Here is a 23,993-nt window from a genome sequence, read left to right as displayed (position 1 = left end):
AGCGAGATGGCATTACCAAAACGTGTACTTATTAGGGAGGTCGGCCCGCGGGACGGATTGCAAAATGAATCCACTTGGCTGGACACAAGTGAGAAGCAAAGATGGATTGAACTGCTCACAGCAGCCCAGCTCCCTTATATTGAAGTGACCTCATTTGTTCATCCTAAATGGGTCCCAGCCTTAAAAGACGCCAAAGAATTAGCCCAATCCTTACACAAAAAAGGCGACATCACCTATGCAGCACTCATTCCTAACGAAAAAGGCTTAGCTCACTTTTTTGAAGCAAATCTTGACACAGGCGCTATGTTTATCTCTTCGAGTGAAACGCATAACAAAAAGAATATGAATCAATCCATCCACGAAACACTTCCTGTCATCAAACAAATGACAGCTGATTTAAAAGCAGCCGGAAAACACACACGCGCATATATTTCCACCGTGTTTGGCTGCCCTTATGAACATCAAGTGCCAATGGATCAAGTATTGCGGTTAACGGATATACTGCTCTCTTATGGCATTGATGAAATATCACTTGGCGACACCATTGGAGAAGCCCATCCGCTTCAAGTAGAAAGGCGCTTAGACATTTTACTTGAACGTTTTCCTGCTGATAAAATCGCTCTTCATTTTCATGATACGAAAGGGATGGGTCTTGCCAATATTTATACGGCATTAAAAGCGGGAATCACCACATTTGACGCCTCTAGTGGCGGGCTAGGCGGCTGTCCATATGCGCCTGGCTCTAGCGGAAATGTCGCGACAGAAGATGTCGTGCATATGCTTCAAAAACTAGGAATCGAAACCAATATCGATTTTCCATCATTGATAAAAGCGGCAGAATGGATCGAAACAAAAGTAAATCGAACCCTGCCTAGTCATTGTTTACGTGCTTTTCACTCTCATACTACTTCATAAAGGATGAATGTGACATGACATCATTGGTCAATTTTACGATACAAGATGAACAGATTGGGATCATGACCTTAAACAGACCAGAACAAGCAAATTCCCTATCTGCTGCGATGCTTGAGGAGATCAATCAACTCATTCAAGAAATCAAACATGATGAAAGCATCCGCTGCCTGCTCATGACAGGAGCTGGTTCTAACGTTTTTTGCGCAGGTGCTGATTTAAAAGAGCGACGATTGATGACAGAAGAAGAAGCAAAAGCGGCAGTTCTGTCAATTCAGCAAACCTTTACAGAAATTGAATCCCTTCCTGTACCTGTTATTGCCGTCATGAATGGACACGCACTTGGCGGTGGACTTGAGCTCGCGCTAGCTTGTGATATTCGCATCGCACGAGCCGGAGCAAGACTCGGTCTGCCAGAAACAGGACTAGCTATCATACCAGGGGCAGGAGGGACGCAGCGGCTTCCGCGTGTCGTCGGACTCGGTAAAGCAAAAGAACTGATTTTCACAGGTGCTTCATTACAAGCTGAAGAAGCCATTCAAATTGGACTAATTGAGCACCTCTCTTTAGCAGATTCCCTTATGAATGACGCCATTTCTCTCGCAAAACAAATCGCCAAAAACGGCCCAATTGCTTTAAAAGAAGCGAAACGAGCGATTCAAATGAGTCTTGATCACGATCTGCGTACAGGTTTGATGAAGGAATACGAAGCCTATGTACGGCTCATTGATACAGAAGATCGAATGGAGGGCCTTCAAGCTTTCCAAGAAAAACGAACGCCTCAATACAGAGGCAACTAGCAAGAAAGGGGAATGGGCATGATTGAAGAATACGAAGTGAAAAAACAGCGGATTGTCAAAGGAGGAGCGGAACGATACCATCAAAAAAACAAAGAAAAAGGAAAATTGTTCGTCCGTGACCGGCTCCAGTTGCTATTAGATCAGGATTCGTTCATTGAGGATGCGATGTTTGCCGAGTGTAAAGATGAGCATTTACCAGCAGATGGTGTTGTCACAGGGACAGGGCGGATGAATGGGCAAACCGTATGCGTTATGGCAAATGATTCTACTGTCAAAGCTGGATCATGGGGCGTCAAAACGGTAGAAAAAATCATTAGAATCCAAGAAACAGCGGAAAAGCTCAACTGCCCGATGCTGTATTTAGTCGACTCTGCGGGTGCAAGAATCACCGATCAAATAGCAATGTTTCCAGGCAGAAGGGGAGCGGGACGTATTTTTTATAACCAGGTGAAGCTGTCTGGACGTATCCCGCAAGTTTGTTTACTATTTGGTCCTTCTGCGGCAGGAGGTGCTTACATTCCTGCTTTTTGTGACATCGTTGTGATGGTTGAAGGGAATGCCTCGATGTATTTAGGCTCTCCGAGAATGGCCGAAATGGTGATTGGAGAAAAAGTAACACTTGAAGAAATGGGCGGAGCAAACATGCACTGCAGCATATCAGGATGTGGTGATATTTTAGCAAAAACCGAGGAAGAAGCGATTCAAATCGCTCGCGACTATTTAACCTACATGCCTGCCAACTATACAGAGAAACCAAAACCGGCAGCCGCAAAAGCACCTAAAGCATCTGAGATGACCATCCAAGGCCTTATTCCTAAAGGGCAAAATACCCCTTTTGATATGTATCAGCTCATTGATTTACTCATTGATGAAGGATCATTTTTTGAAATCAAAAAACTGTTTGCCGCAGAGCTCATCACAGGCTTTGGCCGAATGAACGGGCAGCCTGTCGGTCTTATTGCTAACCAGCCGAGGGTAAAAGGCGGGGTGCTGTTCCATGACTCAGCTGATAAAGCCGCTAAGTTTATTCAGCTATGTGACGCCTTTCATATCCCGCTCCTTTTCCTTGCGGATATACCGGGATTTATGATCGGAACAAAAGTGGAACAAGCTGGTATTATCAGACACGGGGCGAAAATGATCTCCGCTATGTCAGAGGCAACCGTTCCGAAAATATCAGTCATTGTGCGTAAAGCATACGGTGCAGGTTTATATGCAATGGCAGGACCAGCGTTTGAACCAGACTGCTGTCTCGCTCTTCCATCGGCACAAATTGCTGTCATGGGGCCAGAAGCGGCTGTAAATGCTGTCTATGCAAATAAGATTACTGAATTGCCTGTTGAAGAGAGAGCTGCATTTATCCATGAGAAACGCAAGGAATATCAAGAAGATATGAATATATATGAGCTTGCTTCTGAAATGATTGTCGACGGCGTCATCCCGTTCGACCACTTGAGAGATGAGCTTTGTCATCGCTTCCAAGCCTATTCCTCAAAAGAGATGACATTTACAAGACGAAAACATCCGGTTTATCCGGTCTAAAGGGGGCACCCTCATGATGAACCTGAAACCAGCATGGATACCGGAAGAGCAAATGATCAAACAGACACGTCTTTACAAATGGATGAACTCACTTGGTTTTTCTACTTATGATGCATTCTACAAAGCTAGTATCGAGCGTACCGATTGGTTTTGGAGAGAAGCCGAAAAGGCGGTCGGTATCAAGTGGAAAATGCCGTACGAAGCCGCATTAGGTCAAGATTCATTCATGTGGCCGAACTGGTATAAAGGCGGTCAACTCAACATAACCGAAACGGCCGTGGACAAATGGGCAGAGAACGCAGAAGCGCAGCATCAGCCAGCCGTGATTTGGAAAAACGAGACGGGAGAAGAGAGGAGATGGACGTATCTCGATCTACAGGAAAAGGTGAATCGCCTCGCTGCTGGCTTTTTGAAGAATGGGCTTCAAAAAGGAGATGTGGCAGTCATTTATATGCCGATGCTTCCTGAAACGGTCGCTGTCATGCTAGCCTTTGCGAAAATTGGCGTTATCTTTAGCCCCGTCTTCTCCGGGTATGGAAGCGAGCCTCTTGCCGTACGTATTCGTGCGTCAGGTGCAGCCATTGTCGTCACAGGCTCTGGCATGACGCGCCGCGGGAAGAAGATCAATATGCGGGAATGTGCAGCAGAAGCCATAGGCAAAACCACGACCGTCAAAACCGTCATTGTACACACCTCCTCTCATACTGAATATGAAGGAGATATCAGGCTAAATGATTTGTTAAAAGAAGAGCCGATAAGTGAAACGACCTATCTCTCAAATGAAGAGCCTCTCATGATCTTATACACTTCTGGAACGACTGGTACGCCAAAAGGAGCAGTCCATACACACGCAGGATTCCCTGTAAAAGCCGCTTTTGATGCCGGTCTTTGTATGGACGTTGCAAAAGGAGACCGCTTGTTTTGGCTCACAGACATGGGCTGGATGATGGGGCCATTTCTCGTCTTTGGGGGCTTGATCAATGGAGCTGCGCTTGTTTTATATGACGGCGCACCCGATTATCCAGATGAACAGCACCTCTGGTCATTCATTCACGAGCAAAAGGTCACCCACTTTGGGCTTTCTCCTACGTTTGTTCGATCTGCGATGCAGCAAAATCTTGCAGGTATAAAGTTGCCGCATGTCAAAGCCATCATTTCTACAGGTGAGCCGTGGAATGAAGCACCATGGCAATGGCTTTTTGACAAAATCGGTCAAAAGCACATTCCGATCCTAAACTATTCAGGAGGAACAGAAGTCTCTGGCGGAATTGTAGGAAGTACGCTGCTTCGCCCAATTAAGCCAGTCCTTTTTAATGCGGCGATTTTAGGAATGGCAGCTGATGTATATAATGAAGCAGGTCAGAGCGTCATAAATGAAGTAGGAGAGCTCGTTGTGAAAAAGCCATGGGTTGGCATGACATGTGGGTTTTGGAAAGATCCTAAGCGTTATGAAGACACGTATTTCAAACGATTTGATGGGGTATGGACACATGGGGATTGGGTGGTGCAATCAGAGGATGGCACGTTTCATATCACTGGCAGATCAGATGATGTCATTAATACAGCAGGAAAACGAGTCGGTCCAGCAGAAATTGAATCCATTCTTGTCGGACACCCAGCTGTACACGAGGCAGCAGTGATTGGGGTAAAGGATGAGGTGAAGGGGGAGGCACTTGTATGCTTCATCGTGACCAGCTCACAGTCTTGTGACGAAACAAAACTGATTCAAGAGCTCAAATCACATGTTGGTTCACATGCAGGAAAAGCGCTCACGCCAAAGGAAATTCATCTTATTTCAGCTTTACCGAAAACAAGAAACGGAAAAATCGTCCGGCGTTTATTAAAAGGAGCTTATGAACAGCAGCCTTCACCAGATCTTTCTTCTTTAGACAATCCTCATGTGTACAAAAGCATTTGCGAGTACTTGAAACGGAAACAGAACAGCATGTAAACAAGCCCTTATATCGGTGTTCAGGTCTGCGTGCCGGTACTCTTTCTTCCTAGGGCTGCAAAGATTTTCTATCACACTGAAAAAAGACAGGAGAGTGTCCTGTCTTTTTCTATTGCACATGAAAATTCGTGCCATCTGTTGTTTCTTTGACAATCCCTGCCCGAACGACAAAATCACCGAAATGTTCTTGGTCTTCTCGTTCTTTTGCATAGCGGGGGAGAAGAGCGCCAAGCTCGTTTAAAATCTCTTCCTCACCAACATTTTCACGGTACAGCTTACTTAATCTGCTGCCATCAAATGCAGCACCAAGATACATGTTGTATTTGCCAGGTGATTTGCCGATAAAGCCAATTTCACCTAGCGCATGACGGGCACATCCATTTGGACAACCAGTCATACGAATCGTGATTTCTTTATCACTCAAGCCGTTTTCTTCAACAATCTCTTCTATTTTATCAATCAAGCGCGGGAGGTAGCGTTCTGCTTCTGCCATCGCTAAGCCGCATGTTGGAAGAGAAACACAAGCCATTGAACTGCGGCGGAGTGCAGAGTGCTGCTGACCATCTGATAAGCCGAACTCCTGAATGAGCTGCTCGATTTGTTTCTTTTTATGAGAAGTGACATTTCCAATGATCAAATTTTGATTCGCTGTTAAGCGGAAGTCACCTGAATGAATCTTTGCGATTTCACGAATACCTGTCATCAGCGGATAATCATCATAATCTATGATGCGTCCGCCTTCTACAAACATCGTATAATGCCATCTGCCATTGATGCCTTTTACCCAGCCATAGCGGTCCCCATTATGATCAAAGTGATAACCTCTTGCGTCTAAAAGGGCAAACCCGAGGCGGCGCTCTAGCTCTTCTTTTACATTCTCAAGACCAAGGCGGTCCACTGTATATTTAAAACGGGCATTTTTTCGCACCGAACGGTTTCCATAGTCACGCTGAATGGTAATCACTTGTTTCGCAATCTCTACAACTTGTTCAGGTGTACAAAAGCCAATCACCTTTGCAAGCTGAGGATAGGTCGCTGTATCCCCATGAGTCATGCCCATTCCGCCGCCAATTGCGACATTAAAGCCGATCAATTGCTCATTTTCGATGATCGCAATAAAGCCTAAATCCTGCGAAAAGACATCAATATCATTAGCAGGAGGGACCGCCACACCAATTTTGAATTTCCTTGGTAAATAAAGCGGGCCATACATCGGTTCAACTTCCGTATCTGGCGTTGCCGCAACCTTTTCCTCATCAAGCCAAATTTCGTGATACGCCCTTGTTTGCGGGAGCAGGTCATCACTTAATTTTTTCGCCAGCTCGTAGACATCATGGTGCACTTCTGATTGATAGGGGTTTGATGTACACATGACATTCCGGTTCACGTCGCCGCAAGCAGCAATTGTATCAAGCATAGTAGAATGAATGTCTTGTATGGTTTTTTTCATGTTCCATTTTAAAATACCGTGAAGCTGAAAAGTTTCACGAGTAGTCAGCTTTAACGTACCGTTTCCGTATGTGTGAGCAAGCTCATCCATCACAAGCCACTGCTTAGATGTGGCGATTCCGCCAGGCAGGCGTACGCGCAGCATAAATTGATAGGCTGGCTCAAGTTTTTGTTTCTGCCGTTCATTTCTGAGGTCTCGATCATCCTGTAAATAGCTGCCGTGATGCTTCATCAGGCGATTGTCATCATCAGGAATTCCCGCTGAAATCGGATCAAGCATTACTTCTTTTAACGTACCCCGTAAATAATCACTTTTTTCTTTGATTTCTTCTACGTCGCTCGGAGGTCCATCCGGCGCTGTTAATGCTGTCTTCACCATGTAAGTAAAAGCTCCTTTCTTTCAAGCATCAAGTCCATTAATATACGTCGCGCTGATAGCGTTTTTGCTGCTGCAAGTTAGCTAGATAGCTTTCTGCTTTCTCTTTGCTCATCGCTCCTTCTTCTTGGATAATCGATAGAAGGGTATGATGAACATCATGCGCCATATGCTTTTCATCTCCGCAAACATATACATAGGCACCTTGCTCCAGCCATTCGAATAATTCTTTACTTTGCTTCTTCATTTGATGCTGAACATATACTTTTTCCTCTGAATCTCTTGAAAAGGCCACATCCATTTTCGTTAAGACGCCATCTTTTAACCACTTTTGCCATTCGGTTTGATATAAGAAGTCCGTCACAAAGTGCTGATCGCCGAAGAATAACCACGATTTTCCGCTTGCACCGATTTCTTCTCGTTCCTGCATAAACGAACGGAAAGGGGCGATACCTGTACCTGGTCCCACCATAATGATCGGTGCATCAGGGTTTTCAGGAAGCTTAAAGTTTTGATTGTGCTGAATATAAACAGGCAGCGTATCACCTGGTTCTAAGCGCTCTGCGCATAGAATGGAGCAGACACCTTGACGTTCTCTCCCGTGCGCATCATATCTCACAGCACCGATCGTCAAGTGAACTTCTTCTTCATTCGCTTTCAGACTGCTTGCAATCGAATAAAGGCGGGCAGGAATTTTTCTTAAAATCGCAGTAAAGTCTGCGGCTGTTCCTTCAAAAGGACCGAAGTCGCGTGCAGCATCGACTAAATCTCTTCCTGCTAAATACGCTTTTAACTTTTCTTCATTTCCTTCTTCAAAAAGGGCATGGAGTGCTTCATTTTTCGTCAAGTCCGCCAACTTTTGAAGAAGGGGTTTTGTTAATACTGTAATCTCAAAATGTGAGGTAAGTGCTTCTTTTAAAGGAAGAGTGTCACCGTTTTTATGAACAGTTACGGCTTCTTCCACGCTCCATCCACATGTCGTGATCAGTTCATCAACAAGCGCAGGATCATTTGTTGGATAAATTCCAAGGCTGTCACCTGGTTCATAAACAAGTCCTGATCCTTCTAGTGAAAGCTCCAAATGGCGGGTCTCTTTGTTAGAGCCGCGGCCATTTAGATTGATATTTTCAAGAACTTCCGCATAAAAAGGATTCGTTCTTGAGTATTCAGAAGCTGCTGTTTGGCTGTATGCTCCTGCTGAATCTTGCGGGAATGCTGCGGCTTCACCTTCGCTAAGTGACGCTGTCACCCCTTGAAGCCATTCAGAAAACGGCTCATCATAATCAAGGTCACAATCCACTCGATCTGTCAGGCGCGTTCCGCCAAGTTCTTTGAAGCGCTCATCAAATTCTTTTCCAGTCTGACAGAAGAATTCGTAGGAGCTGTCGCCAAGTGAAAGAACAGAAAAGCTTAAATGATCGAGCTTTGGCGCACGTCTACCATGTACATATTCATGGAAAGAAAGGGCATTATCAGGCGGATCTCCCTCGCCATGTGTGCTGACGATCATCAGTAAATTGTGTATTTTTTTCAGATTATTTGGTTTAAAGTCTGACATAGAAGAGAGCGTCACTTGAAAACCTTTCTCCTCAAGATGCTGTGCTGTCTTTTTCGCTAATCCTTCAGAATTACCTGTTTGTGATCCATAAAGGACGGTCACATCTTTACTGACAGGCTGCGCAGGTGCTGCGGCAGAAGGAGAAGGGGCTTGAGTAGCTGTTTCTGATCCGGCTAGAGCTGCTTGTGCTGATAAATAACCGGTAAGCCAAATTTTTTGTTGATCTGTTAAAGTCGGAAGCAGTTGATTAAGCAAGTCTGCCTGCTGCTGACTAAACGGACTGTTCAATACATGAAGTTGCAACGATATCCACCTCACAAGGAATATAAACATAGATTAATTCGATAGGAATTATATATATAGGTTCAATTTGAACTTTACCGAAAGTTTGCCATTAAGTAAAATATATAATATTGATTGTCATGATTAAGATTTCTAATACCTTTACAAGATGAATGAACTTGAGGATAAATTATCTTAAATGTATAAAGTATCTTAAGAAAATGCGCCGTAATATAAGCCGTTTTGATCTAAGAATGCTAGACTTGAAGAAGCATTGAAGGGGCGTATAAAGTTGATGCAATTTAAATTTAAAAAAATAATAAGTGTTCGATTTGTCATCGTGATTTTTTTCATTTTATTAGGAGGGTGCCACTCTACAACAAAGGACAATATAAAGAATCCACACAATCAAAATAAAATAGCAACGCCTTTTTCAAAAAAAGCATAGTGCTATATAAAGGGGAGACTGGTTTACTTCTTATTAACAATAAAACTCCTATAAAACGCGATTATTCATTAGATACTCCTCTTCTTGTCGATAAATATAAACACGATCTCATCATAATGGATTTAACGAAAGTTGATACTAAAGAGCTGTCACAGGGGCAAACGATTGAGATTTGGTTTGATGAGTTACAAGAATCGTTTCCTCCAAAAGCAACAGTCGAAAAATACAACATCATTATGGATAAGAATAAATAAGGGAGTAGTAAGCAGTTCTTAAAATTCGAAATGGGTTCTTATTAATTAAATAAAAAGGGGAGAAAAACCCTAGAGTTTTTCTCCCTTCTCAATTTATGCCGTTGGCAGTCCCATCACAGCTTTCACTTCTAAATATTCCTCGATGCCGAAGTCTCCCCATTCTCTTCCGATACCTGATTGCTTAAAACCGCCAAATGGGGCAAAGTAATCTGTTTCGGCATTGTTAATGGTGATTTGGCCAGCGCGAATATGTTCAGCGACATATTTTAATGTTTTTTCATCTTTTCCAACAACATACCCGGCAAGACCATACACTGTATCATTGGCGATCTCAAGGGCATGATCAAGATTCTGATACGTGATGACACTCATGACTGGTCCAAAGATTTCTTCTTGTGCAATGGTCATGTCATTTTTCACATTGGTGAAAATGGTATGCTTGGCGAAATATCCTTTATCGATTCCGTCTGGCTTTCCAGTTCCCCCAGCAAGAAGGGTAGCACCTTCTTCGATTCCTTTTTCAATATAAGATTGCACGGTATCCCATTGCTTTTTAGATACAAGCGGGCCTGTAGCATGATCTTCTCTTGGATCACCAACTGTAAACTTCGGCAGGGCGTTCAGCAGCGCTTTTTCAAACTTGTCTTTCATTGATTCTGGAATAAGCACACGCGTAGCTGCAGAACACACTTGACCTGTATTCATCGCAATATGATGAACAGCGGTTTCTGCTGCTATATCCACATCTGCATCATCTAAGACGATAAGAGGGGATTTCCCGCCAAGCTCAAGAGCCACTTTCTTCACATTGTCCGCAGCGTTTTCCATAATTTTAGAGCCAACAGCACCTGATCCAGTAAATGAAACAAAGTCAATATCAGGATGTGAGCTAATGCCGTCACCAATCACGTCACCCGTTCCGTTTACTAAGTTGAAGACTCCTTTTGGTACACCAGCTTCATCAATAATTTCTGCAAGAATCATTGCAGCAAATGGTGTAATTTCCGCTGGTTTTAAGACAACCGGTGAGCCTGCCGCAATGGCACCTGCGATTTTAAGAGATGTCTGATTCGTTGGGAAGTTCCACGGTGTAATCAATCCGCTGACGCCAATCGCTTCTTTTATAATGGTATGTCCGCCGCGGTCCTCGGTAAATGTATAAGATTTAAGTGCTTCCGCTGCTTTAGAAAAATGTTCATAGCCCATTTTGTAATGAACTTCTTCTGATACTTTTAGCGGTGCACCGAGCTCTTGTGTCATCACTTCTACAAGTTCATCCTTGCGTTTTTCGTAGCCGCGCACAATGTTTTCCAGCATCTTCACTCGTTCATTTCGAGATGTTTTTGAGAAAGAAGGGAAGGCGGCACGAGCTGCTTTCACTGCCTTATCTAAATCTTCTTTTGTTCCTAAGCTAATGGTGCCAATGACTTCCTCGGTCGCAGGGTTGATGACCTCTGTCGTTTCGTTTCCTGTTGATGCAACCCATTCTCCGTTAATAAAATGTTTCTCTTGATTTCTCATTCTGACATGTCTCCTTTTTATATGTGATTCATTCAATATTCTGTTTTCAGCTGATATAAAACTGTACCCACTGTGAAAAATCTAAAACGAACAAACTGCAAAAGAAAAAGTTTCTGATATAATACGCAATGTGGGACATATGTCCTTTTCAACCGGCAGGCATGTATCATTTAATGGAACTAGACTGAAAAAAGAAGGAGCTTTTGAACGAATGAAAGGTGTTATTTTCGCTTTATTAGGAGGCGCTTGTATTACACTACAAGGCGTAGCCAACGCAAGAATTAGCCAGGATATCGGTACATGGCAGGCAGCCACCATCACGCAGCTGACCGGCTTTATCATCTCGCTCGTCATTTTACTCATCGTACGAGACGGACACTTCAGGGAATATCGAAAGGTGCAGCCACTTTATTTAATAGGCGGCGCATTTGCAGCGATTATTATTTTTAATGAAGTCACCGCGATTCAAATCATCGGTGTGACACTCACTATCGCAGCGTTACTCATTGCACAGCTTGCTTTTACCTTTGCAATTGATGCAAAAGGATGGTTTGGTGTACAGAAGAAGAAAATGAAATGGCCACATTACGCAGGAATTTTATTGATGGTCACAGGTGTGATCATTTTAAAACTATAAAGGAGGGCGTCAGATGGAGGAGCTTCAAGATGAATCTCTTTTTGCCTCATATATGAAAGCACATCAATTAGAAAGTGTCTTTCATCAAAAGCTCATATCACACGTAAGTTTGTGGCGCTATGAGCAAGGGGAGCTCGTTTGTTCAAAAGGGGATAAGAGGGAGTACCTGTACTTGTTAGTGAAAGGAAAATTAAAGATTTTCACGACAACAAAAGAAGGGAAAACCTTTATTCTTAGCTTTAAACATCCCCTTGAAGCGATTGGAGATATTGAATACGTTCAGCAGACTGACATGGTCAATACAGTCGAAGCTGTCACAGAAGTACATATGTTAAGAGTTTCTCATCAAGCGCTCATGCGTCATGCGAAGGATGACGCGCGCGTGTTAACCTTTCTGCTAAAAGGCATCACAAACAAATTTTATACAAAATCAAACGATTTGAGTTTCCACCTGTTATATCCTGTGGAGGTCAGGCTTGCAAGCTACTTATTGTCTGTTATCACAGATGACGACAGCGCGAGCGCCCTTCGTCTCACTGATGCGGCAAGCTTAATCGGTACGAGCTACCGTCATATTAACCGAGTCATTCAGCAATTCAGTGAAAAAGGATTGATAGAAAGGCAGAGAGGAAAGATTACGATTTGTGACCGCAAAGGGCTCCTAGAAATAGCAGAGCACAACATTTATGAATAGAAGAAATGAAGGGATTTATATATGATCATAGGAATAGTATTAGCCATCACGGCTGGCGCACTCGTCAGCTTACAAACCATTTTTAACAGTAAGGTCAATGAGCAGACAGGCTCTTGGTCAACGACAACCCTCGTTCTTGGAATGGGCTTTATTGCTTCTCTCCTTATGGGGCTCTTACTAGAGGGGACTGGCATGTTTCGATTAAGACATATGGAAGCCTGGTACTGGATCAGCGGGGCCATTGGGGTAGGAGTGGTCATTTGTCTTGTTCAGAGTATCAAACGTCTTGGACCGACTTATGGCATCTCGATTGTCCTCACGTCACAGCTGGGCTGCGCGCTTTTGTTTGATTCGCTTGGCTGGCTTGGGTTAGAAAAAGTAGAATTCTCTTTGACAAAACTATTAGGTGTTATTGTGATTGTAGCTGGGATCTTGGTGTTTAAATTGACCAAATTGGAGTCGGCAGAAACAGATCAATCGCAAGAAAAAGGGCTGCCACAAGAGTAGCTGCCCTACTTTATATCAATCGCCGCCATAAAACCGTTATCGCGGATAATCCATTTAAAAGGAGCCTTTTCATCAAAGGCTTTTTTTTCTGTCCATAAGCGCTCGCATGAAGGACTGTTCGATCTTTAGCTACGAGATAACTGTAGGCGATTTTTCGTTCAATTGCCTGTGTAAGTGATAACGCAAACGGGGCACTGTCAATGACCAAAATTGACTCTGTGTTTAAAAAACTAGACCTCGCATCTAAGTTATATGTCCCAATAATACTCAAGTAATCATCAATCACCATTGATTTCGCATGAATGGAATACGGGCCTTCATATTCATACAAGTGAACGCCTGTTTTCATCAGTTCCTTTTTTGTGCTTAAATACCCTGCAAAGGCCAACGGATTTGGCGTCGCTGTAAGAGAATTCGTAACAACTGTCGTCTGGATCTCACTAGGTAAGGGAGTGAGTCCGGCTTTCATTGGGCGTGTTGGGATGACATATGGCGTCTGTATGAGCACAGAACGCTTTGCCCGGTGCGCAAGATCGTTCAGCTTTTTCAACACAAGCGGCCGCTTATTAAAGCGTTCCACAGGATTTATAAAAAAAGCAATCTGTTTCACAGAAATGGTATCTGCTGCCCAGTTAAAGGATGACATCACAAAAGGTTCTTTCGTGCGCATGGCTTCTTGATAGGATCTGAGCAGCTGTTTTCTTAGCTTTAACCCTTTTTTCGCTTTTGCCTTGGAAAACACATCTTTTGTTCTTTTCGTAAAATCATGATTCCATAAATAAACGAAATATTGCTCCATTTCATCTAACACTTTTCCCTTTTTCGCGTTATATAGAAGCACATCACGGTCAAAAGCAAAGTCTTTGGGCGGCTGGTCTGCAAAGTATTTATCACCGATATTTCTTCCGCCCATTACAGCCACTCGGCCATCTGCTAGTAGCAGCTTATCGTGTAGCCGATTATGCCACGTCCATGGCTTGAACAAACGAAAGGGCTCATAAAAACGAATCGACATGTTCGGATGATTTGCTACCGCATAGCGCAAATGCTTTAGCGGCCCGCGCAAACTGTGACAGATGCCATCTAACAACAGCTGCACTTTCACACCTCGATCAGCTGCTTCAATTAAAGCACCTAGTATCCATTCGGCTGTTTTTCCCTTTTGAATGGAGTAGTAACTGAGGCGGATCATCTTCTTTGCCTCACGAATCATTTGGAGCCTCACCTGACCAGATTCAAACCCGTCGTCAAGAAGCATCACTTGATTTGTCCCCTGATCGTCTCCTGAGATAGAAGAGGCTTTATAAATGCAATGTTCTTTGCATGTTTTTCGAACCGGTAAATAAAACAAGACAAATGCGGTCAAAAATACATAGACGACATAAAGAAGGATGAGATAAAACAAAAGATGAAGCAACATGATCAGCTCCTTTCACACAGACACAACTTTTCCTTAGTGTATGTCAAATATGAAATTTCACTCATTTTGGCTCTCTAACAAAATACGTGACAAAAGAATCAGCTTGTTTTTATTGGGCATTTAATTATAGTATGAAATGAGTAAGGGGGAATCGAATTGAATGAACCACTATTTAACATTCCAAGCGAAGTGTATCAAACGCTAAGTGAAACAGAACGTTATTTACTCCATTATATTCACCAGCATTTAGAGGATATCTCCACCTTATCCATCGTCACATTGAGTGAAAGAGCGAATGTGTCGACAGCCACAATTGTCAGGCTGATGAAAAAAATTGGCTACAACGGCTATACATCCTTTAAATATCGATTGAAACAAGAAAAGAAAATGACCGATGCAAGCGATCAGCTCAAAAACATTGATGAAGACATTAAACTAGCGATTCGGAAAAACGAAGAAGAGGTTTTAAAAACGATCCAGCTGCAAAGTATTGGGCAAATTGAAGATGCCGTTCAAAAAATACATAATGCGGACAAAATTTATATTTTCGGCAGAGGCTTCTCAGAGATGATTGCCAAAGAAATGACCATCAAATTACAGCTCATCGGAAAAACATGCGAAGTACATGACGATCCGAATATCATTCGGCTGAAATCGAGAGACATCAGTAAAAACGAACTTGCGATCTTTGTTTCATTAAATGGCGAAACAGCAGAGCTCGTTGAAGCGTGTCAAAATCTTAGCATGAGGCAAGTCACGACCATTACCGTCACAACGAGAATAGATTCTACATTAAGCAAAATATCAGATATGACTCTAGTCGGATATAAAGGCGAACAATCTTTCTTCCCAGATTATGAGGTCAGATCGCGTTTGTCTCTTCATGTCATTGCCCGCATTTTACTAGATGCCTACGTGATTCGAATGAAATAATCAATAAAGAAGCCTTCGAGACTTTGATCTAGAAGGCTTTTTGTCATGAAAACCTTTACACAATCTGAAAACATTTTCACTCCAGCGTATGAGATACTTTCTTTAGAGAAAAGAAAGAAGGTGAAACCAATTGATATATACCTGCACCTTAAATCCTGCTATTGACCTATATATTGCATTAAAAGAAATGAAGGCAAATGCAGTCAACCGCACCGAAGATGAAGATTATCAGCCGAATGGCAAGGGAGTCAATGTCTCCATTATGCTAAAGAAATATGGATTCACCAGCACTGCATTAGGATTTATTGCTGGGTTTTCAGGCTCTTATATTGAACAATCCTTAAAGGACCTTTCCATTCAAACCGATTTTATCTCAGTTGAAGGAATTACCCGCATTAATGTTTTTATTAATACGACAGAAGAATACAAGCTCGTGAACCAAGGACCTGCGATTGAAGAAAAAGCACTTCACGCCTTTCGTGAAAAAATAGCGGCCATCCCGCAGGGGGACATCCTGATCATGTCAGGCAGCCTGCCAAAAGGCGTACCAGCCAGCATTTTTTCAGAAGTAGCAGCTATTTGTCATCAGAACAACGTCAAGTTTATTTTAGACACAAGCTCCGCAGCAGTTCTTGAGACGCTTCAATACAAGCCGTATTTATTAAAACCGAATGAAGAAGAAATCGCTGCTTTTTTCGGCAAAACACAGCCTATGTCAGAAAAAGAACTCATTGAATCAGGAGAAAAGCTCATTGAGATGGGTGCAGAGCAAGTGCTTATTTCCCGCGGGGGAGAAGGGGCTTTGTTCATTACGAAAGACGCCGTCTTAAAAGGAAACGCACCGACAGGCATTGTAGTAAATACAGCTTGCTCTGGAGATGCGATGCTCGCAGCCTTTCTTAGTAAACAGCTTGAAGGTCATTCACCTGAAGAGTGCTTACGTTACGGCATTGCAACTGGCGCATCTACTGCATTTTCTAAAGGCTTAAGTGATTTACATGACATTCATTCATTAATTGATCAAGTACACATTGACAAGATATAAGGGGGAATAGACATGAGCCGCAAAAAAATTGTCGCTGCAACTGGCTGTCCAACAGGCATTGCACACACATTTATGGCAGCTGAGGCATTAAAAATAGCTGCTGAGCAACTAGGGGTCGACATCAAAGTCGAAACGCATGGTCAAGTAGGAATTGAAAACGCTTTAACCGATCAAGACATTCTGGAGGCCGATGGGGTCATTGTCGCAGCTGACAAAGATGTAAATACAGATCGTTTTCACGGCAAACCACTGATTGAAGTGCCTGTTGCGAAGGGTATCCGCACGCCAAATGAACTGATCCAAGGCATTATCAATGGAGAAGCTCCCGTTCATCAAGTGAAAGGAAGAGCTACTGGAACAGAAAAAACATCTGCTTCTTCTTCACCAGCTCAACAAAAGTCGGCGAATAAGTGGATACACACCATCTACAAACATTTAATGAACGGTGTATCACACATGCTTCCATTTGTTGTTGGAGGCGGGGTCTTAATTGCTTTATCTTTTCTATTCGGTATTTACTCAGCTGATCCTCAGCATGAAACGTATCATCCGTTTGCAGCCTATTTGAAAAGCATTGGTGGACTCGGCTTTAGCTTAATGGTGCCTATTTTAGCAGCATTTATCGCTGATTCAATCGCCAGACGACCAGGGATGGTTGTCGGATTTATCGGCGGCCTGCTTGCAAACGATGGAGGCGCTGGATTCTTAGGTGGTATTATCGCAGGTTTCGCAGCAGGGTATATCATCGTACTCCTTCAATTCCTGCTTCAAAAATTACCTGCATCACTTGACGGATTAAAATCAATCTTCATCTATCCTGTCATCGGTATTTTCTTAATTGGGGCTGTGATGACACCTCTATTAGTTCCAATCACGGGGCTAAATAATTCATTAATGGATTTTCTCTCAGCTGTTCAATCCACGAATCCGCTGCTCTTAGGTTTAATTGTTGGAGCGATGTGTGGATTTGACATGGGAGGACCTTTTAACAAAGCAGCCTATGTCACAGGAACGGCTTTACTTGCAGAAGGTAACCTTTACTTTATGGCAGGTGTGTCAGCAGCATGTATCACACCACCGCTTATTATTGCGATTGCCACAACGATTTTCCGAAAACATTTCACACCGCAGGAACGAAATGCAGGGGCCATCAACTATATTCTAGGAGCGACACATATAACAGAAGGGGCCATCCCATTTGCGGCAAAGAACCCGATCGTTGTCCTGCCAATTATCATGTTTGGTTCCGCCATCTCTGCTATATTGACGTATCTCTTTGGCGTACAGGTTCCAGCTCCGCATGGCGGATTCCTTGTCCTTCCAGTCGTCACAGGTGCATTCCAGTGGGTACTATCCATACTGATCGGATCACTTGTAGGTGCCATTCTATACGGACTTTATCGTAAAAAAATAGACAAACCCGCAGTTTAATAGGGAGGAAGAGAAATGATGGAACATATTTATATGAATCTTCATGAAACCGCGTCGTCACAGGCTGGCGTTTTCGCAGCCATTGCTGACATTGCCTACAAAGCAGGTATTTGCACATCACCAGAAGATGTTAAAAAAGGCTTAGCTGAAAGAGAAGCACTGAGCACAACTGGATTTCAAGATGGATTTGCCATTCCACATACACAAACAGACGCCATCACAAAACCAGCACTCGTGATCGTACGCACGGAAACAGGCATTGAATGGGACGCTTTTGATGAGAAGCCTTGCTTTTTCTTCTTATCCTTACTGATCCCCAAAAATGAAGCAGGGACCACTCATCTAAAGGCCCTTTCTGCCCTTTCACGAGGATTAATGGATGAAGCGAAACGACAAAAGCTGCTTGAAACAAGAACAAATGAAGACATGCTAACTGTATTAGAAACAGATATTTTAACGAGAGAGGATGTTTGATCATGCCTTTACTATCAACAACACCGATGCTTGAGACTGCGAAAAAAGAAAAATACGGAATCATTGCATTCAATGTACATTCCTTTGACAGTATTTATTGGGTGCTCGAAACGGCGGCAGAATTAAAGTCACCTGTCATTTTGCAAACAACGGTTGGAACCGTTCAATCTCTTGGAGCAAAAGCGATTGCAGATACAGTCAAAGCGGCGGCTGATCAATATCAAATCCCAATCGGTCTGCACCTCGATCACTGTACGGACTTTGATGTGATTCTCACCTGTATTCGCGCGGGATATACATCCGTCATGATCGATGCATCGATGCATTCATATGAAGAAAATGTTCGCCGCACAAAAGAAGTGGTGGACCTCGCATTAAAAATAGGGGTGAACGTTGAAGCAGAATTAGGCAAGGTAGGCGGCGTAGAGGATGATATCGTCGTCGATGAAAAGGATGCTGAAAAAGCCATTCCATCAGAATGCCGTCAATTTGTAGAAGAAACTGGGGTACCAACTTTAGCACCTGCAATTGGTACCGCACATGGCATTTATAAAGGGGTTCCGGATATTGACTTTGACCGCATTGAACAAATTGCATCACTGGTCAATGTTCCCCTTGTGCTGCACGGCGGTTCCGCTGTACCGGATGAAGACGTCAGACGATGTGTGGCACTTGGTATGGCAAAGGTCAATGTCTCAACTGAATTAAAAAATGCGTACTCTGAAGCCATCCGCGATCATTTTTCAAACGAACCAGAAAGCTTAGATCCACGTATGTATTTACAAAAAGCAAAACAAGCAGCAAAAGATATGGTCACATCGAAAATACGGATCGTTGGCAGTGAGGGCAAAGCCCTTCCTCTATATCAGTGAAACAAAAAAGCAGAGCCGCTTAAGCTCTGCTTTTTCACATTATTCGTTTTCTTTCATTTCATTTGATGTGTGTACCCGTGCATTTCCCATAAACAGGACCGTAATCGCTGCAAGGGCAATAGGAAACAATGCAATCAAAAATAAGTACGTAATACTTTGTGACATCGCATCGATGACTTTATTTAAAATATCAGGCGGAATTTGTGAGCGAGCACCTTCTTGAAAAATGGCTTGTGGATCGCCAATTTGAGAAGGGGCGCCTTTTATTCCGCTAAAGGCATCTGCTAAGCGATTCGATAGGACATTTGTTTGAATCGTCCCAAAAATCGTGACACCAAGTGTCATCCCAAGCGATCTCATAAATGAATTGGTCGAGTTTGCACTGCCTCGGTAACGAGGAGACAGATCATTCATTGAAGCTGACGGCAGAAGGGAGAAGCTGAATCCGACACCAAATCCTGATATCATCATAAAGAGTGTGAGCCAAAGTCTAGCTGTATCTGGTGACATATTGGCAAGGAGCAGCATTCCCGCGAAAAATGAAATAACAGAGATCGCCATAAGACGTCTAAAAGGCACTTTCGTCTGCATCGTTCCGCCAATCATACTGCCAATGACAGACCCAATCATCATCGGTGTTAAAATGAATCCTGCACTAGTGGCAGATTCACCGTACACCGCTTGAACGAAAATAGGAATGAAGACGGCAAGAATAATAAATGTTCCACCATATAAAAACGCCAAAATTTGAGATGTCGCAAATAAACGATTTTTAAACATCCAAAATGAAATAATCGGTTCCTCCGCTTTACGCTCAACAATAAAGAAGATGGTACCAAACACAAGAAACACGGCAAAAAGTGTGAGGATTTGCACCGAATCCCACGCATAAGATTTACCACCAAGCTCAAGAGCGAACATCAAGCTCACAACCGCCACGACAAGTGTGATAGCACCTGACCAGTCAATTTTCTGCTTGCGATGTTCTAGCGATTCCCGGTAGTATCTGGCAATCAAGACCACACTAACAATACCAATTGGCACGTTAATATAGAAAACCCAATGCCAGCCGATTGAATCTGTGATAATAGCTCCTAATAGAGGTCCTAGTACACTCGATAAACCAAACACTGCACCAAACATACCGGACATTTTTCCGCGTTTTTCAGGCGGGAAGATATCAAAGATGATCGTAAACGCGATTGGAAGAAGGGCACCGCCTCCAAGCCCTTGAATGGCTCGGTAAATAATGAGCTGATCCATCGTTTGTGCGATACCGCACAGCGCAGATCCAATTAAAAAGAAAATAAGTCCAAACAGAAAAAAACGCTTTCGACCATACATATCAGAAAGCTTTCCGTAAATCGGCATTCCAGCCATTACTGCCACCATATAAGAAGCCGTCACCCAAGCAAATTTATCAAAACTGCCCAAATCTGCTACGATGCTTCCCATTGCTGTTGCAACAATGGTATTGTCCATCGCCGCCATAAAAATTCCTAACAGCAAACCGATGACAACTAAGCGAGTGGATGCCTTGCCTTTATCCACATGATTCATTCATTTACCTCCTGCTTACGTTCTCTCCTTATTTTTGCTATGATCAACTTAAATATAAAGGAAGAGAACATTTATCTTGATGATCAAGATAAATTGATTTTAAAGGGAGGAGAACAAGTTGTCAATAAAGAACGACGCAGAAGACAGAGCAGACCTGATCATCCATACAATGAGGCGCCTCGCCACACGAACGGTTTTATTCCACCAAGCGGCCGCACAATCGCTTGGCCTTTTCCCAACAGACCTCAAATCAGCCGATTTATTAAACGAACTCGGTCCGCTCACAGCAGGAGAATTAAGTGAAAAAACAGGTCTTAGCTCAGGTGCGGTCACAGCTCTGATTGACCGCCTTGAAAAAGCGGGCTACGCCAAAAGAGAAAAGGACCCAAAAGACAAACGAAGAGTCATCATCGTTCCATTAACAGCAGGGAAATCACAAGTAAAAGAACTCTTCCAATCCTTATTGACATCAACAAAGCAGCTTACAAACGAATACAAACGAGAAGAATTAGACTTAATCATTCAATTTATTACCGAAGCAGCAGATATTATGGACCAAGAGCTACAATTGCTTAAGTCTAAGTCGTAAGAGAGCACACTGTTGCGGGTGTGCTTTTCTATAAGTTGTTCAAATAAGGTAGCGAGGATTATAATTGGCTCAATTAGTGGTCTCTTCTTACCATGGAAGTGCTCTATAACCTTGTTTACATTGGAACATCTCAAATGATTTTAGTAAAGGATGGTTTAAAAATCGTGTCTTAATGATTACTGACGATAGCGGAGCTAAAGCGTTCTAATAAAACACGGTTCATGACATATTAAGTACTTTTTTGTATCTTTATTCCTATTTAATGACAAACTTTGTGTTGGTAAAATTGACCTTGTCAATGAATAGGAAGGAGTGAATTCTTCTGGGGAAGATACTTGATGCAAAAGCACTAACAAGTGCCATGGATGCAAGGGCAAAACACTACCAGGAACTCCGCGAACAATTGGTAGATTTAAAAAAAGCATTACAAGGTGTTTCTAATCTTGGTGATGATTTCACTGGAAAAGGTGCCGATAACATTAAAAGCTTTTATAAAGAACTGGCTGGAAATGTAGATATGTTTATCAGCTTCATTGATAAGCAAAAAGCCTTTCATGAAGGTGTTTCTGGGACACTAGATGATACAAACTTTGGCGGCGACACCTTTGTAGAAGAACACTTTTTAGACAACGCTGTACATATGGGCATCAAAAATGCCAAAAGCATTGTGAAGGATCAAGAAAAGGCGCTTAAAACGATTTTTCAAGACATCGACGACCTCATTTCACTAGAAGTATTTGATAGTCAAACCTTTGATGAAAAAATTGCAGATGCGGAAGACGAGCGAAAAAAGACAGTGAAAGACCTAAGAGAGCTTGATCAAAATTTAAAAGATGAATATGCTTTGTCAGAAACGGAGCAGCAAGCTACAATGGCATTGTACGCAGAAATGATGAATGCCACAAATGATGGAAAAGCGATTTCGCCAATGAATTTTGACAAGAAAGCTTATCAAAATAGCGAAATCTACAAGGCAAAAAGCGATATTGAAAAGCAAACTTCTGAATATCTCAAAATCAAAAAAGAACAAGAAGAAGCCCGCGAGATCGCAAAGGAACAAGAAGCACTCGCTAACCGTCCTTGGTATGAAAAAGCACTCGATTATGGCGGAAATATCGTCAATGAATTGACAGGCGTGAACGATGCAAAACGCGCCGCAACAGGCGTTGACCCGATCACAGGCGAAGAACTTACCGCAGGACAGCGCGTCGCCGCAGGCGGCATGGCAGCGGCAGGCTACATCCCTATCGTCGGTTGGGCAGGACGCATTTTCAAAGGCGGAAAAGCCGTCTATAAAACGACCCAAGCCACCTCAGCCGCAGTCAGAGCAGTCGACATTTACAAGACATCGCAAAAATCCTTTGACGCCTTAAAAACATCGCAAAAAGGCTTATACGGCCTCACCGCCACCAACGGTTTCAGCGAAGCGATCACAGGCCGAGATATGTTTGGAAATAAAGTCTCGAAAGAACAGCAGGAAGCGAGTATGAACGCCGCGCTGGGAATGCTTTTGCCGTTTGGGGCGAAAGGGATTCACGGTAAAATAGGGGTTAAGGCTACAAATAAAAACAAGTCATATGAGCAATCTCGAAATGAAGCATTGGTTTGGTTGGAGGAAAGAGGCTTCAAATCTGAAAAACAAACCTTTGGAAAATTTGGATATACTAGAAATAAACCTATAGGTAGACAAACTGAGGATGGTAAAGTAGGTTTCCGAATCGAACATGATAGTAGAAGTGGTGCTCATATTAACGTTTGGGCTGGGAAAGAAAAGGGACCGCATTTTCAATTTGATGCATCCGAAAAAACAGTTAAAAAAATACAAAAACATTTTAGATAAAGGGGTTAATTTTATTGAATACTTATGATGAAGATCTAATAAAGGATTTGGAATTAAAAGACCTTCTTAATTGTGTCAAAGTAAATAAAAATCCAGAAATTTATTTAGATTTAATAGAACAAAAATTTGAATTTGATGGGTCGAAAATAGATTGGTTACAAACTAATAACCATCATAGTAAGAACTCAAATAATGAATCTTTACTTCCTGATGCTCTTCTATTTATAACTGAATTAAAAGAAAAATATTTAGCTAATAACTTACAAGTAATTTACATAGGGGATAATCTTACAGAGTTTGGGTACCAGTTTGAATTAAAGCATATAGAAGAGTTACTAGTCTATTTTTTAGATATCCCACAGCATCACTACTTTGTACCATTAGAAGGTGATTGGTGTATTTGCATTTCTTATGAAAACTATTTGGATTTCGGTTTTAGTTTAAACAAGAAATAATTTTAAGCGTCACGTATAGGAAAAATAAAAGATTATAGAAAGTAGAAAAACCTTGTTTGACTTTATGCCTTTCAAGGTTTTTGCGTTTATTGGGCTTTAAACCGAGAAAAAGCCGACAAAAAGGGAACCTTTTTCAGCGTGGATCATCAGTACATATTGTGTGAATAAGAATGCCAAAAGCATTGTGAAGGATCAAAAAAGGCATGTGAAACGATTTTAAGGACATTCATGACCTCATTACGAAGGGTTTGTTTCTATCACGAAAAAAAGACAAAGGACTAAAATAAACATTACAAGTCTGAAAGCATACTCATACGGGTGTGCTTTTTCTTATAGCAAAAGAACACCCAAAAAGCTGCACAGCATTTGCTGAAGACATTTGGGCTTCTTTGATGCATGTGAGTTGATTAGACTTATAACCAAAGGGAAGAAGGGAGGAATTC

At 42.5% G+C, this 23,993-nt stretch carries 21 protein-coding genes; 16 read left to right on the top strand and 5 right to left on the bottom strand.

The genetic code is table 11. The features are described 5' to 3' along the window. Positions 1-6 precede the first annotated feature (6 nt). Genes NST39_RS09515 through NST39_RS09500 form a run of 4 tightly spaced genes read left to right on the top strand, consistent with a single transcriptional unit; the run spans position 7 to position 5,205 of the window. Positions 7-915 carry a hydroxymethylglutaryl-CoA lyase gene (locus tag NST39_RS09515; protein WP_341028094.1) on the top strand — a complete coding sequence of 303 codons (909 nt, stop codon included), beginning with the start codon at positions 7-9 and terminating at the stop codon, positions 913-915. Positions 916-929: 14 nt separating this feature from the next. Continuing rightward, positions 930-1,712 carry an enoyl-CoA hydratase gene (locus NST39_RS09510; protein ID WP_111913530.1) on the top strand — a complete coding sequence of 261 codons (783 nt, stop codon included), beginning with the start codon at positions 930-932 and terminating at the stop codon, positions 1,710-1,712. 18 nt (positions 1,713-1,730) lie between these two features. Further along, on the top strand, positions 1,731-3,254 hold the full coding sequence (locus NST39_RS09505) for an acyl-CoA carboxylase subunit beta (protein WP_080773012.1): 1,524 nt from the start codon (positions 1,731-1,733) through the stop codon (positions 3,252-3,254). Positions 3,255-3,267: 13 nt separating this feature from the next. After that, entirely contained in the window at positions 3,268-5,205 is a 1,938-nt protein-coding gene (locus NST39_RS09500) for an AMP-binding protein (RefSeq protein WP_341028090.1), read from the top strand. 109 nt (positions 5,206-5,314) lie between these two features. Here the strand turns inward: NST39_RS09500 and cysI are convergent, their stop codons facing one another. Beyond that, a complete protein-coding gene (gene cysI, locus NST39_RS09495; RefSeq protein ID WP_341028089.1) occupies positions 5,315-7,033 on the bottom strand; it encodes an assimilatory sulfite reductase (NADPH) hemoprotein subunit in 1,719 nt (572 codons plus the stop codon). A gap of 37 nt (positions 7,034-7,070) precedes the next feature. After that, positions 7,071-8,891: an assimilatory sulfite reductase (NADPH) flavoprotein subunit gene (locus tag NST39_RS09490; RefSeq protein ID WP_341028088.1), complete on the bottom strand. Its 1,821-nt coding sequence runs from the start codon at positions 8,889-8,891 to the stop codon at positions 7,071-7,073. Between the two features lie 426 nt (positions 8,892-9,317). Between NST39_RS09490 and NST39_RS19985 the strand changes: the two genes are divergently transcribed. Beyond that, the gene (locus NST39_RS19985; RefSeq protein ID WP_165840242.1) at positions 9,318-9,572 is read left to right on the top strand and encodes a DUF3221 domain-containing protein; all 255 of its coding nucleotides are present in this window, start codon (positions 9,318-9,320) and stop codon (positions 9,570-9,572) included. Positions 9,573-9,665: 93 nt separating this feature from the next. Here NST39_RS19985 and NST39_RS09485 read toward each other — a convergent pair whose 3' ends face one another. Then, positions 9,666-11,093 (bottom strand): aldehyde dehydrogenase family protein, encoded by a 1,428-nt coding sequence (locus tag NST39_RS09485; RefSeq protein WP_044141342.1) that lies wholly within the window; start codon positions 11,091-11,093, stop codon positions 9,666-9,668. A gap of 211 nt (positions 11,094-11,304) precedes the next feature. On the opposite strand from NST39_RS09485, the gene NST39_RS09480 reads away from it, so the two are divergent. Genes NST39_RS09480 through NST39_RS09470 form a run of 3 tightly spaced genes read left to right on the top strand, consistent with a single transcriptional unit; the run spans position 11,305 to position 12,931 of the window. After that, on the top strand, positions 11,305-11,730 hold the full coding sequence (locus tag NST39_RS09480; protein WP_012010174.1) for a DMT family transporter: 426 nt from the start codon (positions 11,305-11,307) through the stop codon (positions 11,728-11,730). Positions 11,731-11,743: 13 nt separating this feature from the next. Then, on the top strand, positions 11,744-12,424 hold the full coding sequence (locus NST39_RS09475; RefSeq protein WP_111913540.1) for a Crp/Fnr family transcriptional regulator: 681 nt from the start codon (positions 11,744-11,746) through the stop codon (positions 12,422-12,424). 21 nt (positions 12,425-12,445) lie between these two features. Further along, positions 12,446-12,931: a DMT family transporter gene (locus tag NST39_RS09470; protein WP_044141344.1), complete on the top strand. Its 486-nt coding sequence runs from the start codon at positions 12,446-12,448 to the stop codon at positions 12,929-12,931. A 10-nt stretch (positions 12,932-12,941) separates the two neighbouring features. Here NST39_RS09470 and NST39_RS09465 read toward each other — a convergent pair whose 3' ends face one another. Continuing rightward, positions 12,942-14,348, bottom strand: a complete 1,407-nt coding sequence (locus NST39_RS09465) for a phospholipase D-like domain-containing protein (RefSeq protein ID WP_341029966.1) — start codon at positions 14,346-14,348, stop codon at positions 12,942-12,944. 159 nt (positions 14,349-14,507) lie between these two features. Here NST39_RS09465 and NST39_RS09460 point away from each other — a divergent pair, with 159 nt between their 5' ends. From NST39_RS09460 to NST39_RS09440, 5 genes are all read left to right on the top strand, one after another. After that, a complete protein-coding gene (locus NST39_RS09460; protein WP_113768443.1) occupies positions 14,508-15,284 on the top strand; it encodes a MurR/RpiR family transcriptional regulator in 777 nt (258 codons plus the stop codon). A 130-nt stretch (positions 15,285-15,414) separates the two neighbouring features. Then, the gene (pfkB, locus tag NST39_RS09455; RefSeq protein ID WP_106065384.1) at positions 15,415-16,329 is read left to right on the top strand and encodes a 1-phosphofructokinase; all 915 of its coding nucleotides are present in this window, start codon (positions 15,415-15,417) and stop codon (positions 16,327-16,329) included. A 12-nt stretch (positions 16,330-16,341) separates the two neighbouring features. Further along, the gene (locus NST39_RS09450; RefSeq protein ID WP_003211208.1) at positions 16,342-17,760 is read left to right on the top strand and encodes a PTS fructose transporter subunit IIC; all 1,419 of its coding nucleotides are present in this window, start codon (positions 16,342-16,344) and stop codon (positions 17,758-17,760) included. A gap of 15 nt (positions 17,761-17,775) precedes the next feature. Continuing rightward, positions 17,776-18,234, top strand: coding sequence for a PTS sugar transporter subunit IIA (locus tag NST39_RS09445; protein ID WP_044141347.1), 459 nt, complete (start codon positions 17,776-17,778; stop codon positions 18,232-18,234). A 2-nt stretch (positions 18,235-18,236) separates the two neighbouring features. Next, the gene (locus NST39_RS09440) at positions 18,237-19,106 is read left to right on the top strand and encodes a class II fructose-bisphosphate aldolase (protein WP_268486498.1); all 870 of its coding nucleotides are present in this window, start codon (positions 18,237-18,239) and stop codon (positions 19,104-19,106) included. A 39-nt stretch (positions 19,107-19,145) separates the two neighbouring features. On the opposite strand, the gene NST39_RS09435 is transcribed toward NST39_RS09440, so the two are convergent. Continuing rightward, positions 19,146-20,666 (bottom strand): MDR family MFS transporter, encoded by a 1,521-nt coding sequence (locus NST39_RS09435; RefSeq protein ID WP_341028081.1) that lies wholly within the window; start codon positions 20,664-20,666, stop codon positions 19,146-19,148. A gap of 169 nt (positions 20,667-20,835) precedes the next feature. On the opposite strand from NST39_RS09435, the gene NST39_RS09430 reads away from it, so the two are divergent. The 3 genes from NST39_RS09430 (at position 20,836) to NST39_RS09420 (ending at position 23,550) form a co-directional block, all read left to right on the top strand. After that, positions 20,836-21,255 (top strand): MarR family winged helix-turn-helix transcriptional regulator, encoded by a 420-nt coding sequence (locus NST39_RS09430; protein ID WP_341029965.1) that lies wholly within the window; start codon positions 20,836-20,838, stop codon positions 21,253-21,255. A gap of 322 nt (positions 21,256-21,577) precedes the next feature. Then, positions 21,578-23,095: a T7SS effector LXG polymorphic toxin gene (locus tag NST39_RS09425; protein WP_341029964.1), complete on the top strand. Its 1,518-nt coding sequence runs from the start codon at positions 21,578-21,580 to the stop codon at positions 23,093-23,095. Positions 23,096-23,109: 14 nt separating this feature from the next. Next, positions 23,110-23,550, top strand: coding sequence for a rhs-associated protein (locus NST39_RS09420; protein ID WP_212046441.1), 441 nt, complete (start codon positions 23,110-23,112; stop codon positions 23,548-23,550). Positions 23,551-23,993 lie beyond the last annotated feature (443 nt).

Source organism: Bacillus sp. FSL W8-0645 (genome assembly GCF_038007905.1).
Classification (GTDB): Bacteria; Bacillota; Bacilli; order Bacillales; family Bacillaceae; genus Bacillus; species Bacillus pumilus.
Note: the sequence above shows the minus strand (reverse complement) of the source record. Positions and strands in the feature narration are given on the sequence as shown.